This is a genomic window from Burkholderia anthina (assembly GCF_001547525.1).
Lineage (GTDB): Bacteria > Pseudomonadota > Gammaproteobacteria > Burkholderiales > Burkholderiaceae > Burkholderia > Burkholderia semiarida.
Window position 1 is genome coordinate 2,734,811 of sequence record NZ_CM003768.1, and the last position, 12,558, is coordinate 2,747,368.

The following is a 12,558-nucleotide window of genomic DNA, read 5'->3' on the forward strand; positions in this document are numbered from 1 at the left end:
AAGGCAAGGTGGGCGTGCGGGTGTCCGGCGGTGCCGACGCAGCGCCGCAAAATGGGCAGTCGGACCGCGCGCCCGTGCGAGCGTGGGGGCGCCGTGGCCGTGACCGATGACGATGAGAGGCCGTTGCGCGACAGCCGAACGTTGCAGCGGCCGTGCGTCGCGGGCGACCGTCCGTCGTTCAGCCGGCCGCCACCGCCACGGCCGGCGGTTCGCCGCGATGCCGCAGCGCGGCGCGGCCGGCATCGAGATCGACGACCGCGAGCCCGTCCGGCTGCTGCTTCGCCCGCCGCTTCGCGAGCGCGGCGACCGACGCGATCTCGTCGCTGCCGTAGCGTTTCGCGCCGTGCGCGCCGGCCGGCACGCCCACCGCGCCGATCGCCATCGTCACGAAGCCGAAGAACGCCGGGTTGCCGTGGCGGTCCTCGCCATGCAGCCCGCCCGCCTGCCGGTCGGCCTGCGTGTAGAAGAGCCGCGCGCCGTCGTTGAAGCGCGCGATCGCGTCGGCGGCGCGCTCGCGCCAGTCGTCGCGCTGGAACAGCACCAGGAAATCGTCGCCGCCGACATGGCCGAGAAAGTCGCGCTGCGGGTCGCATACGCCGGCCAGCACGGTCGCGGCGAACTTCAGCACTTCGTCGCCTTGCCAGTAGCCGTACTGGTCGTTGAACGGCTTGAACTGGTTCAGGTCGACGTAGCACGCATGAAAGCCGGCGTCGCGCTGGAGCAGGCGGTCGATGTGCGCGCTGATCGGGATGTTGCCGGGCAGGAAGGTCAGCGGATTCGCGTAGCGCGCGGCCTCGATGCGCATCTCGGTCACGGTGCGCACCAGGCTCTCGCCGGTGCCGAGCCCGACATAGCGGCCGTGTTCGGTGATCACGAAGCCGTCCGCGAGATAGCGCTGGTCGTGGCTCGCGAGCAGCAGCGCGAGCTGCTCGAAGGTCGTCGCGTTGTCGATCATCAGCGGCGCATCGTTCGCGAACTGCAGGCACGGCTTCTTCCCGAACACCTCGCGGTGATACGGCAGCGCGAAACGGTCGATGAAGCCGCGGCGATTCACGAGCGCGACGGGCCGCCCGCGCTCGACGAGCGCGACCGCGTGCAGGTCGGGCATCCGGTTGAACAGGTCGAGCACGTCGTTGCTGGTCGCGTCGCGCGGCAGCGCCGGGGCGGGCACGAGCATCTTCCCGGCGATCGTGCCGGCCGGCCGCACCGCGCGCGTCATGCCGGGAAACACCGCGATGTGCGGCGCGCGGATCGCGTCGCGCGCGGCCGGCGCGACCACCCGCGACGGCTGCGCGTTCGGCCGGCCGAGCAGGAAGCCCTGCACGCAGCAGATGCCCATGTCGCGCACGACGATCAGGTCGCATTCGTTCTCGATGCCTTCCGCGATCAGCTTCGCGCCGCTCGCCTGCGCGAAGTGCTGCATCGCCTTCACGGCCTCGAACTTGAGCGGGTCGCGCGCGATGTCGTGGATGAAGAAGCGGTCGATCTTCACGAGGTCCGGGTGCAGGCGCAGCCACAGGTTCATGCTCGCGTTCGCGGTGCCGTAGTCGTCGAGCGCGAACTGGATGCCGGCGTCGCGCAGCGACGCGACCGCCGGCCCGATGTCCGCGAGATCGGGAATCGCGTTCTGCTCGGTGAGCTCGATCACGATGCGTTCGGCGCCGATGTGCGCGCGGCCGAGGAACTGGCATGCGCGCTCGCGTTCGCTGGCGAGCGTGAGGATGGTGCCCGCGCTGAAATTGAGGAACAGCTTGCCGTCGCAGCCGAGCGCCGCGAACGCGTCGAGGCAGGCGAGCGCGGCCGCCCGTTCGAGCGCGATGGTTTCGCCTTCGCGCGCGGCCTGCGCGAACAGCGCGGCGGGCGGCTCGAGGTCGGTGCCGCGCGGGCCGCGAATCAGCCCTTCGTAACCGACGACCGTCCCCGACCCGAGGTCGACGATCGGCTGGAAGACGGCGGCGAGCGCGCGATCCGCGATCAGGCGCGAAGTGCGGGTGGCGGCGGAACCGGAGTGGGGCGCGGGCATGGGCGAGGGCAGCCGAATCGACGGGACGTCCGGCTTAACGGCATCGCGCGCGGAGAATTGAATGAAGATTTCGTGACATGACCGGCGTTGCCGGTGCATCGCGCCGGATGCGCGTCGGGGCGGGGCTGGAAAGGGAGGGGGACGGAAGCGGAATGCGGAGCGCGGGGCGCGGGAGGCGGCAAGCGGAAAGCGGAAAGCGGAAAGCGGAAAGCGGAAAGCGGAAAGCGGAAGGCGGAAAGCGGAAGGCGGAAGGCGGAAGGCGGAAGGCGGAAGGCGGAAGGCGGAAGGCGGAAGGCGGAAGGCGGAAGGCGGAAGGCGGAAGGCGGAAGGCGGAAGGCGGAAGGCGGAAAGCCGCCCGCGGCGGCCATCGCGCCCCCGGACGCGTCAGCGCTTGCCCGCGCTCAGTGCGCCGGACGCGGCCGTCGCGCCGCCCTCGTCGTGCTCGCCGCTCGTGTCGCGCGCGCCCCAGCGCTGCGCGAGCGCCGCGCACGCCATCAGCTGGATCTGGTGAAACAGCATCAGCGGCAGCACGATCGCGCCGACCGCGTTCGCCGAGAAGATCACCTTCGCCATCGGCACGCCGGCCGCGAGGCTCTTCTTCGATCCGCAGAAGATGATCGTGATCTGGTCGGCGCGGTTGAAGCCGAGCCGCTTGCTGACGAACGCGGTCAGCAGCAGCGCGATCGCGAGCAGCACGAGGTTGACGACGAGCAGGCCGCCGAGCGCGCGCGGCGGAATCTGGTGCCACAGCCCCTCGTTGACGGCCTCGCTGAACGCGACGTAGACGACCAGCAGGATCGAGCCCTGGTCGACGAAGCGCAGCACGCCGCGATTGCGGTCGATCCAGCCGCCGATCACGGGCCGCAGCAACTGCCCGGCGATGAACGGCACGAGCAGTTGCATCACGATGCTGCCGACGGTGCTCCACGGCGACGCGGCCGCGGCCGATTGCGACGTGATCATCAGCCCGACGAGCGCAGGCGTGACGAAGATCCCGAGCAGGCTCGACGCGGAGGCCGCGCACACGGCGGCAGGCACGTTGCCCTTCGCGATCGACGTGAACGCGATCGACGACTGGACCGTCGACGGCAGCGTGCAGAGGAACAGCACGCCCGCATACAGCGTCGGCGTGACGAGCGGCTGCAGCACGGGTTTCAGCGCGAGGCCGAGCAGCGGGAACAGCGCGAACGTGCTGAGCAGCACGAGCGCGTGCAGCCGCCAGTGCGTCGCGCCCGCGACGACGGCTTCGCGCGACAGTTTGGCGCCATGCAGGAAAAACAGCAGGCCGACGGCGATGTTGGTCGCCCAGTTGAACGCATGGGCGGCCGGGCCGCGGCACGGCACGAGGCTCGCCAGCACGACGGTGCCGACGAGCGCGAGCGTGAAGTTGTCGGGAAGAAAACGGGGACGGGCCATCGGGAACTCGATTCGGAAACGACGAAGGCGCGCGTCGCGCGCGCGGATGGCGTTATTGTCCCGGTTGACGATTCACTACACAAATTCATTGTGCGAATCGATTGATGAATCGGTGGCATGCAACGGCGGCCGCCGTACGAGTCGCGGCGGCGGCCAAAACCGCGGAAGAACGTTCCGTCGCGATCGCGCCCGGAAGTGAAAAAACCTAGCAGTAACATGGTGTTACACCGATGCCGGCGACATAACACTTTTTGGCTCGACACGCTTTCCCCCCGCTCATAAATTACTGCTGAAAGCCTTGGGTCGGCCGAAAGGAGCCGACGGCGGGCGTCGATGGGCACGGAACGATGACGGAACGGGTGAAACGGAAGATCGGACGATGGGTGGCAGGCGTGCTCGGCACGCTGCTGATGCCGCTCGCGCTCGCCCAGCCTCCCCACGGCGGTCACGGGTTCGGCAGCCACGGCTTCGGCGGCGGCGACATGCGCGCGTACGGTCAGCCCGCCGGCGGCGCGCCGGTGTGGCGTCGCGTGCCGCCGTCTGCCGGCGTGCGTCCCGGCGGCGTGAGCGGCGCCGGCTCCCGCTGGGGGCTGCGCCCGACACCGTCGTACGGCCATTACGCCGCGCAAAGCCCGTATCGGCCGATCAACGCCGAGGTCCGCCAGATGCCGCGCCCGCCCGGCGGCGGCAACGTCCCGCTGCGAGCCGGCTCGATCCGCGCCGACGTCGCGCGCTACAACGAGGAGCGCGGCGGCCGCCCGATGCCGCCGCCCCGCTCGCAGGAAGAGCCTGCGCACTCGCCGTTTTTCTCCCCGTTCTACCGAAACTGAGCGCCCCGGCGCTCGTCCCCTTGCCGGCTGATGCGAATTCGCCACAGTCGCGCGCAGATTCCCGCTGATTTTCCCGCCGCATTGCGCTATCTTTCGCGCCCGGCACGCCATGCCGCGCCGCCGCCCGCCCGTGCGACCGCGTTCGTGCCGGGCCGCCGCCGTGCGTGCGGCCATGGATACCTGCCGCGAAGTTAATGCCGACGCTATACCCGCAATAAGCGTGCGCAATTTTGACCGGACGAATGATCCGTAAAGATGGCTGCGCCCCATACGACGCAAGCACTCGGCTCCATACAACAACGCTCGCGCCACTTATCGACTATTCGACAAAACCTGGAGATCCCATGAAAGCACTCGCCCGCCGTGCGTCGCGCACGTCCGTCAAGCTGATCGCCGCAGCCGCCTGCGTGGCGGCTGCCGCACCCGTCCATGCGCAGTCGAGCGTCTCGCTCTACGGGCAGGTTGACGAATGGGTCGGCGCCACCAAGTTCCCGGGCGGCGATCGCGCGTGGAACGTGTCGGGCGGCGGCATGTCGACGTCGTACTGGGGCCTGCACGGCGCCGAGGATCTCGGCAGCGGCTACAAGGCAATCTTCACGCTGGAGAGCTTCTTCCGTGCGCAGAACGGCCAGTACGGCCGCTTCCAGGGCGACACGTTCTTCGCGCGCAACGCGTACGTCGGCATCAGCTCGCCGTACGGCACGGTGACGGCGGGCCGCCTGACGACGCACCTGTTCCTGTCGACGATCCTGTTCAACCCGTTCTATGACTCGTACACCTTCTCGCCGATGGTGTATCACGTGTTCCTCGGCCTCGGCACGTTCCCGACCTATCCGAGCGACCAGGGCGCAGTGGGCGATTCGGGCTGGAACAACGCGCTCGGCTACACGTCGCCTTCGTTCGGGGGCCTGAACTTCGGCGCGATGTACGCGCTCGGCAACCAGGCCGGCGACAACCGTTCGAAGAAGTGGAGCGCGCAGTTCAACTACGCGAACGGCCCGTTCGCGGCGACCGCCGTGTATCAGTACGTGAACTTCAACAACGGCCCGCAGGACCTGAGCGCGCTCGTGACCGGCATGAAGAGCCAGGGCATCGCGCTGGTCGGCGCCACCTACGACCTGAAGCTCGTGAAGCTGTTCGGCCAGTACATGTATACGAAGAACGACCAGGTCGCGGGCAGCTGGCACGTGAACACCGCGCAGGGCGGCGTGTCGGTGCCGATCGGCGTGGGCAACGCGATGGCGTCGTATGCGTACTCGCGCGACGCGGGCGGCCTCGACCAGACGCGCCAGACCTGGGCCGTCGGCTACGACTATCCGCTGTCCAAGCGCACCGACGTCTACGCGGCCTACATGAACGATCACATCAGCGGCCTGTCGACCGGCAACACGTTCGGCGCCGGCATCCGCGCGAAGTTCTGACGCGCACGCGCGATCGGTGCGCCGGCCGCGCGTCAATCGCGCGCTCCGGCTGCATGTTTTCCTGCCCGTCATTTCCAGTCCGAAGCGGCGCCGCCACCCGCGGCGCCGTTTTGCCTTTCTTGACCTTTCTGTTTCCCCGCCTTTGTTACCCTATCTCGTAATTGGTCGATTTCCCGGGATTGCGAGCTAGTTCGATGGATACCCTCGTCAGCATGAATGTGTTTCGCTACGTCGTCGAAGTGGGCAGCTTCGTCGGCGCGGCGGAGCGCATGCAGATGTCGGCGGCGATGGCGAGCAAGCACGTGATGCACCTCGAGCAGCAGCTCGGCGCGCGGCTGCTGCATCGCACGACACGACGCGTCGCGCCGACCGAGGCGGGACGCGAATACTACGAGCGCCTCGTCCAGGCGCTGTCCGAACTCGACGAAGCCGGGCAGGCCGTCGGCGCCGCGAGCGTGGTGCCGCAGGGCCGGCTGCGCGTGACGTCGCTGTCCGCGTTCGGGCTGCGGCACGTGATGCAGGCCGTCACCGATTATGCGGGCCGGTTCCCGGACGTGACGGTCGACATGACGCTGTCCGATCGCGTGGTCGACCTGATCGAGGAAGGCTACGACGTCGCGGTGCGCGCGGCGCCGAACGGATTGAAATCGTCGTCGCTGGTCGCGCGCCAGATCGCGACCGCGCACATCCTGCTGGTCGCGTCGCCTGCGTATCTGGAGAAGCACGGCACGCCCCGGACGATCGCCGATCTCGCGGATCACAACTACCTGCGGCGCGATTCGAATTCGACGATGCTCGATTCGCTGGTGATCGACGCGGCCGCCGCGTCGCGCGTGAGCCTGAACGGCAACCTGATCGTGAACCATCTCGAAGGGCTGCGCGCGGCCGTGCTCGCCGGCGCGGGCATCGCGCTGCTCGGCACCGAAGTGGTCGGCGACGACATCGAAGCGGGCCGGCTCGTGCCGGTGCTGCTCGATTCGGTGCCGCCGCACGAGGCGCCGATCTATGCGGTGTACGCGAGCCGTCGTCACGTGTCCGCGAAGGTGCGCTCGTTCGTCGACTTCCTCGCCGCGCGTTTTGAAGGGCAGTCGCTGTGCCCGTCGATCGAATCGCGTCTGCGCGTGCTGCCGATCACGCGGATGAAGCGCGCGGGCTGAGCCGCGTCGTTCCGCCGTGGCGGGGCAATAAAAAAGCGCGAACCGCTGCGGTTCGCGCTTTTTTCGTTGGGGCGACGATCTCGCGCCGATGGCGGCCGCCACGGCCGCCGCATCCGTCAGCGCGGGATGCCGAGCCGCGCCTTCGCGTCGTCGTACTCGCGCTTGAGCCGCTCGACGAGCGCAGCCACGCTCGGCAGATCGTCCATCAGGCCGACGCCCTGGCCGGCGCCCCAGATGTCCTTCCACGCCTTGGTCTTGTCGCTGCCGAAATTCATCTTGGTCTTGTCGGATTCCGGCAGCGCGTCCGGATCGAGGCCGGCCTTCTCGATGCTCTCGCGGATGTAGTTGCCGTGCACGCCCGTGAAGAGGTTCGTGTAGATGATGTCCGACGATTTCGCGTTCAGGATCGCGTGCTTGTAGTCGTCGATCGCGTGCGCTTCCTGCGTCGCGATAAAGCGCGTGCCCATGTACGCGAAGTCGGCGCCCATCGCCTGCGCGGCAAGGATCGAGCCGCCGTTCGCGATCGAGCCGGACAGCACGATCGGGCCGTCGAAGATCTTGCGGACTTCGCCGACCAGCGCGAACGGCGACGTCGTGCCCGCGTGGCCGCCGGCGCCGGCCGCGACGAGGATCAGCCCGTCGACGCCCGCTTCGAGCGCCTTCTGCGCGTGGCGCAGGTTGATCACGTCGTGCAGCACGATGCCGCCGTAGCCGTGCACCGCGTCGACGATCTCGCGCGCCGGCGCGCGCAGGCTCGTGATGAAGATCGGGACCTTGTGCTCGACGCACACGCGCACGTCGTGCTCGAGCCGTGCATTCGACTGGTGGACGATCTGGTTGACCGCGATCGGGCCGATCGCCGCGTCGGGATGTTTCGCCTTGTGCTCGGCGAGTTCCGACTGGATTTGCGTGAGCCACTCGTCGAGCAGTTCGGCCGGGCGCGCATTGAGCGCGGGGAACGAACCGACGATGCCCGCCTTGCATTGCGCGAGCACGAGTTCGGGGTAGCTGACGATGAACATCGGCGACGCGATGACGGGGAGCGTCAGGTTCTGCAGGACGGTGGGCAATGCCATGTGATGTCTCCAGTCTCCGGGGGGCGTGGCGGTCGAACGGTGCTTCGAGTGTAGCCGCGGAACGCATTCGGGCATATTAATACGAACGGTCGTGCGATTCTACGCGAGCTTAGCAAAAGGCGCGGTAGGCCGGCAATCGAGTGAGTGTTCTCTTTCTACGGTTTCGGGTGGTGACCTCGCTGTGAAGACGCGCCGGCACTTTTAAAATAGCCGCCATAACAAACCAACGAGAAACAAACCATGTCGTTTGACGCGTTTGCATCGTTTCGCGTGACGGTGCAGGACACCGACATCTTCGGTGTCAAAGGAGGCGCAGGGCCGCCGCTGCTGTTGCTGCACGGCCATCCGCAGACCCACATGATCTGGCATCGCGTTGCCGCGACGCTCGCGAATCACTTCACGGTGATCGCCACCGACCTGCGCGGCTACGGCGCATCGGGCCGACCGCCGAGCGACGCGCGGCACGCGCCGTATTCGAAACGGGCGATGGCGGCGGACCAGGTCGCCGTGATGCGGCATTTCGGCTTCGAGCATTTCCACGTGTGCGCGCACGATCGCGGCGCGCGGGTCGCGCACCGGCTCGCGCTCGATCACGCGGATGCCGTCGAGCGGATGATGCTGCTCGACATCGCGCCGACGCTCGCGATGTACGAGAAAACCGATCGCGCGTTCGCGACCGCGTATTTCCACTGGTTCTTCCTGATCCAGCCCGAGCCGCTGCCCGAGACGCTGATCGGCGCGCACACCGATGCGTACATCGAACGCGTGATGGGCAACCGCTCGGCCGGGCTGGCGCCGTTCGCGCCCGAGGCGCTCGACGCGTACCGGGCGGCGCTCGCGCAGCCGGGCGCCGTGCATGCGATGTGCGAGGACTACCGCGCGTCGGCGACGATCGATCTCGAGCACGACCGTGCGGACCTCGAACGCGGCAACAAGGTCGCGTGCCCGCTGCGCGTGCTGTGGGGCGAGCACGGGGTCGTCGGCCGCTGCTTCGATCCGCTCGACGAATGGCGGCGCGTCGCGCGCGACGTCAGCGGCCGCGCGCTCGACTGCGGGCACTACATTGCGGAAGAGGCGCCGGCCGCGCTGATCGACGAACTGCTCGCGTTCTTCGAGGCGCGCGACCCAGCCGCGTGACGGTGCGTGCGGGCGTGCCGCCCGCGGTTCAGTGGTGTGCGCCGCCGGCGGCTCGGCGGTCTGCGCCGCCAGCGGCTTAGCGGCGCGCGTGGTCGTCTTCGACGAGCGGCGGCAGGCGGCGCGGCACGGGCGTCGATTTCACGATCGCGGTGCTCGTCTCCGCGCGCTCCGTCACCTTCGACAGGATGTCGTCGAGGTGCTCGATCGTGCGCAGGTAGAGCCGGCAGATGAAGCAGTCGTCGCCGGTGACCTTGTCGCATTCGACGAATTCCGGAATCCGCCGCAGCAACTCCTCGACCAGATGCAACTGGCCCGGCAGCGGCTTCACGCGGACGATCGCCTGCAGCGTATAGCCGAGCGCGCGCGGGTCGAGCTCGACGGTGAATGCGGCGATCACGCCTTGCGCCTCGAGCCGCCGCACGCGGTCGGCCGTGGCGGGCGCCGACAGGCCGATCTGCCGGGCGAGTTCGCTGGTCGCGATGCGTGCGTCGTCGGCCAGCGCGGCGACGATCGCGCGGTCGGTCGCGTCGAGCGACGCGACGGCGGGCGGGGAAAGGCGTTTCGGCATGATTGCCTTGGTTTCGAAGGTGGATTGGCTGATTCGCTTCAGTTTAGCCGTGGTTGTGGCGAAGGCAAGTTTCTAGAATCGAAGTCATCCCCTCTCTTCAACGGAATCCATGATGGCCACGAATGAAATTCGCCGCGGCGCCGCCGAGATGATCGTCGCGATGCTGATGTCCGGCACGATCGGCTGGCTCGTGATGTCGTCGCAGCAGCCGCTGACCAATGTCGTGTTCTTCCGCTGCGTATTCGGCACGGCGACGCTCGCGATCGTCTGCGCGGCGCTCGGCTTCCTGCGCCGCTCGCTGTTCTCGCCGCGGATGCTCGTGCTCGTGACGCTCGGCAGCCTCGCGATCGTCGCGAACTGGCTGCTGCTCTTCGCCGCCTATTCGCGTGCGTCGATCTCGATGGCGACCGCCGTCTACAACACGCAGCCGTTCATGCTGGTCGCGCTCGGCGCGATCGTGTTCCGCGAGCGGATCACCGCGTCGACGGTCGCGTGGCTCGTGCTCGCGTTCGCGGGGCTCGTGTTCGTGGTGCGCGTCGAGCCGGCCGTGCTCGCCGTGCCCGGCGCATATCTGGAAGGCGTCGCGCTGTCGCTCGGCGCGGCGTTCCTGTATGCGATCTCGTCGATCATCACGAAGCACCTGAAGGGCACGCCGCCGCATCTGCTCGCGTTGCTGCAGGTCGGCCTCGGCATCGTGCTGCTCGCGCCGTTCGCGCACTTCGACACGTTGCCGGCGACGGCCGGGCAATGGGCCGACCTGATCGTGCTCGGCATCGTCAACACGGGGCTGATGTACGTGCTGCTGTACGGCGCGGTCCAGAAGCTGCCGACCGCGATGACGGGCGCGCTGTCGTTCGTCTATCCGGTCGTCGCGATCGCCGTCGATCGCATCGCGTTCGGGCAGACGCTCGCGTGGACGCAGGTGTTCGGCGCGCTGCTGATCCTGCTCGCGGCGGCCGGCGTGAACCTCGGCTGGCGCATCGTGCCCGCGCGTCGCGAGGCGGTCGGCAACTGATACGGTCGGACGATTCGGCGCGGCTGCGCGGTCGCGCCGCGGCGCGCCGAATGCGTGTGTCGGGAACGGCGATTGCGTGCGAGAGGGCGTCGCGCGCGGCCGCGAAAAGCGCGGCAGGATGTTGTAGGGAAACACCCGATGCGATGCGGCCGCGTCGCTCGTATGATGCGGGCTGTGACGTTGATCACGTTCACAGGATTCCGATCTCGACGCCGTTCGCCCGTGAGGCTGAACGGCTTTTTTTTATGTCTCGCTTCCCGCGATCAGGCGCCGCCGCGCGTCGAGCTGCGCGAGCAGCGCGCGTCTCGCGTCGTCGTCCGACGTACGCCATCCCTTGATCTCGCCGCGCGTGCGCAGGCAGCCCGCGCACCAGCCGGTGCGCGGATCGATCCGGCAGACGTCGGTGCACGGCGACGCGACCGTCGCGACCGGCATCGTCACGTCGCTCATGCGGGCTCCCGCAACGCGACGTCCGCGACGGGCGCGCCCGTCAGCGACACGAGCTCGTGCGGCGACAGGTTGAACACCGCATGCGGATGGCCGGCGGCGGCCCACAGGCTGTCGAGCGCGAGCAGGTCGGCGTCGATCAGCGTGACGGGTTCGACCAGATGGCCGATCGGGCAGACGCCGCCGATCGCGTAGCCGGTGTTGTCGCGCACGAACTTCGCATCGGCGCGGCCGACCGGGCCGACCTGCGCGGCGACCTTCCTTTCGTCGACGCGGTTGACGCCGCTCGCGACGACGAGCACGGGCGCGTCGTCGGCCTGCCGGCGAAACAGGATCGACTTCGCGATCTGCGCGACCGAGCAGCCGAGCCCGGCCGCGGCCTCGGCCGACGTCTTGCCGGTTTCGGCGAGCATCACGATGCCTTTCGCATGGCCGCGCTCGCGCAGCAGCAGCGCGACGCGTCGCGCGGAGTCGGGCAGGGAATCGAATGAAGCGGGTGTCGTCATGTTGGAGAATCCGTGGAGTGGCGCAGTCAGACGCAGTTCGCGGCGTCGGCCGCGCTCTGCGCCTTGGCGAGCAGTGCACGACCGGCGCGCGACACGTTCGCGCGGCCGATCGCGTTCGAGATGAAGTCGCCGGCGGCGACGACCTGCGCGAGATCGATGCCGGTCTCGATGCCGAGGCCCTGCATCAGGTACAGCACGTCCTCGGTCGCGACGTTGCCGGTCGCGCCCTTCGCGTACGGGCAGCCGCCGAGGCCCGCGACCGACGCGTGGAAGATCTCGATTCCTTCGAACAGCGCCGCGTAGATGTTCGCGAGCGCCTGGCCGTAGGTATCGTGGAAATGGCCCGACAGGCGTTCGCGCGGGAACACGCGCGTCACCGCCGCGAGCACTTCGCGCGTGCGCTTCGGCGTGCCGACGCCGATCGTGTCGGCGATGTCGATCTCGTCGCAGCCGAGCGCGGCGAACCGCTCGACGACGTCGACCACCGACGCCACCGGCACCTCGCCCTGGTACGGGCAGCCGAGCGCGCACGACACGCTGCCGCGCAGCCGCAGGCCCGCATCCTTCGCGGCCTTCGCGACGGGCTCGAAGCGCGCGATGCTCTCGGCGATGCTGCAGTTGATGTTCCGCTGCGAGAACGCCTCGCTCGCCGCGCCGAAGATCACGACTTCGTCCGCGCGCGCGGCGAGCGCATGCTCGAAGCCCTTCAGGTTCGGCGTGAGCACCGAGTACACGGTGCCCGCGCGGCGCTCGATGCCGGCCATCACGTCGGCGCCGTCGGCCATCTGCGGCACCCATTTCGGCGACACGAACGACGCGGACTCGACGTTGCGGAAGCCGGCGCGCGACAGCCGGTCGACGAGCGCGATCTTCACGTCGGTCGGCACGAAGGTTTTCTCGTTCTGCAGGCCGTCGCGCGGGCCGACTTCGACGATCTTGACGGCGGTGGGGAACGTCATGGT

12 protein-coding genes are annotated in these 12,558 nt (G+C 68.6%); 5 read left to right on the forward strand and 7 right to left on the reverse strand.

Annotated features, from left to right (window positions below; genetic code table 11):
- Positions 1 to 178 precede the first annotated feature (178 nt).
- Together WS64_RS12510 and WS64_RS12515 are read right to left on the reverse strand one after the other, a co-directional pair.
- Positions 179 to 2,023 (reverse strand): EAL domain-containing protein, encoded by a 1,845-nt coding sequence (locus WS64_RS12510; protein WP_060010414.1) that lies wholly within the window; start codon positions 2,021 to 2,023, stop codon positions 179 to 181.
- Positions 2,024 to 2,407: 384 nt separating this feature from the next.
- A complete protein-coding gene (locus WS64_RS12515) occupies positions 2,408 to 3,439 on the reverse strand; it encodes a bile acid:sodium symporter family protein (protein WP_059641254.1) in 1,032 nt (343 codons plus the stop codon).
- 347 nt (positions 3,440 to 3,786) lie between these two features.
- Here WS64_RS12515 and WS64_RS12520 point away from each other — a divergent pair, with 347 nt between their 5' ends.
- The 3 genes from WS64_RS12520 to WS64_RS12530 all read left to right on the forward strand — a co-directional run bounded on the left by WS64_RS12520 (position 3,787) and on the right by WS64_RS12530 (position 6,847).
- The gene (locus WS64_RS12520; protein ID WP_060317111.1) at positions 3,787 to 4,269 is read left to right on the forward strand and encodes a hypothetical protein; all 483 of its coding nucleotides are present in this window, start codon (positions 3,787 to 3,789) and stop codon (positions 4,267 to 4,269) included.
- 344 nt (positions 4,270 to 4,613) lie between these two features.
- On the forward strand, positions 4,614 to 5,690 hold the full coding sequence (locus WS64_RS12525; RefSeq protein WP_060966566.1) for a porin: 1,077 nt from the start codon (positions 4,614 to 4,616) through the stop codon (positions 5,688 to 5,690).
- Between the two features lie 194 nt (positions 5,691 to 5,884).
- Entirely contained in the window at positions 5,885 to 6,847 is a 963-nt protein-coding gene (locus WS64_RS12530) for a LysR family transcriptional regulator (RefSeq protein ID WP_060966567.1), read from the forward strand.
- A gap of 116 nt (positions 6,848 to 6,963) precedes the next feature.
- Here the strand turns inward: WS64_RS12530 and WS64_RS12535 are convergent, their stop codons facing one another.
- The gene (locus WS64_RS12535; protein WP_060966568.1) at positions 6,964 to 7,923 is read right to left on the reverse strand and encodes an NAD(P)H-dependent flavin oxidoreductase; all 960 of its coding nucleotides are present in this window, start codon (positions 7,921 to 7,923) and stop codon (positions 6,964 to 6,966) included.
- A gap of 240 nt (positions 7,924 to 8,163) precedes the next feature.
- Between WS64_RS12535 and WS64_RS12540 the strand changes: the two genes are divergently transcribed.
- On the forward strand, positions 8,164 to 9,060 hold the full coding sequence (locus tag WS64_RS12540; protein WP_060966569.1) for an alpha/beta fold hydrolase: 897 nt from the start codon (positions 8,164 to 8,166) through the stop codon (positions 9,058 to 9,060).
- Between the two features lie 76 nt (positions 9,061 to 9,136).
- On the opposite strand, the gene WS64_RS12545 is transcribed toward WS64_RS12540, so the two are convergent.
- Entirely contained in the window at positions 9,137 to 9,628 is a 492-nt protein-coding gene (locus WS64_RS12545) for an Lrp/AsnC family transcriptional regulator (RefSeq protein WP_059576448.1), read from the reverse strand.
- 112 nt (positions 9,629 to 9,740) lie between these two features.
- Between WS64_RS12545 and WS64_RS12550 the strand changes: the two genes are divergently transcribed.
- Positions 9,741 to 10,643: a DMT family transporter gene (locus WS64_RS12550; RefSeq protein WP_060966570.1), complete on the forward strand. Its 903-nt coding sequence runs from the start codon at positions 9,741 to 9,743 to the stop codon at positions 10,641 to 10,643.
- Positions 10,644 to 10,886: 243 nt separating this feature from the next.
- Here the strand turns inward: WS64_RS12550 and WS64_RS12555 are convergent, their stop codons facing one another.
- The 3 genes from WS64_RS12555 to WS64_RS12565 are packed head-to-tail and all read right to left on the reverse strand — an operon-like array spanning position 10,887 to position 12,555.
- Positions 10,887 to 11,093 carry a DUF1289 domain-containing protein gene (locus WS64_RS12555; RefSeq protein ID WP_059641266.1) on the reverse strand — a complete coding sequence of 69 codons (207 nt, stop codon included), beginning with the start codon at positions 11,091 to 11,093 and terminating at the stop codon, positions 10,887 to 10,889.
- Positions 11,090 to 11,596 carry a YbaK/EbsC family protein gene (locus WS64_RS12560; RefSeq protein WP_059641268.1) on the reverse strand — a complete coding sequence of 169 codons (507 nt, stop codon included), beginning with the start codon at positions 11,594 to 11,596 and terminating at the stop codon, positions 11,090 to 11,092. The genes WS64_RS12555 and WS64_RS12560 overlap by 4 nt, the downstream gene beginning before the upstream one ends.
- Before the next feature lie 26 nt (positions 11,597 to 11,622).
- Positions 11,623 to 12,555: a hydroxymethylglutaryl-CoA lyase gene (locus WS64_RS12565; protein ID WP_060966571.1), complete on the reverse strand. Its 933-nt coding sequence runs from the start codon at positions 12,553 to 12,555 to the stop codon at positions 11,623 to 11,625.
- Positions 12,556 to 12,558: the final 3 nt, after the last annotated feature.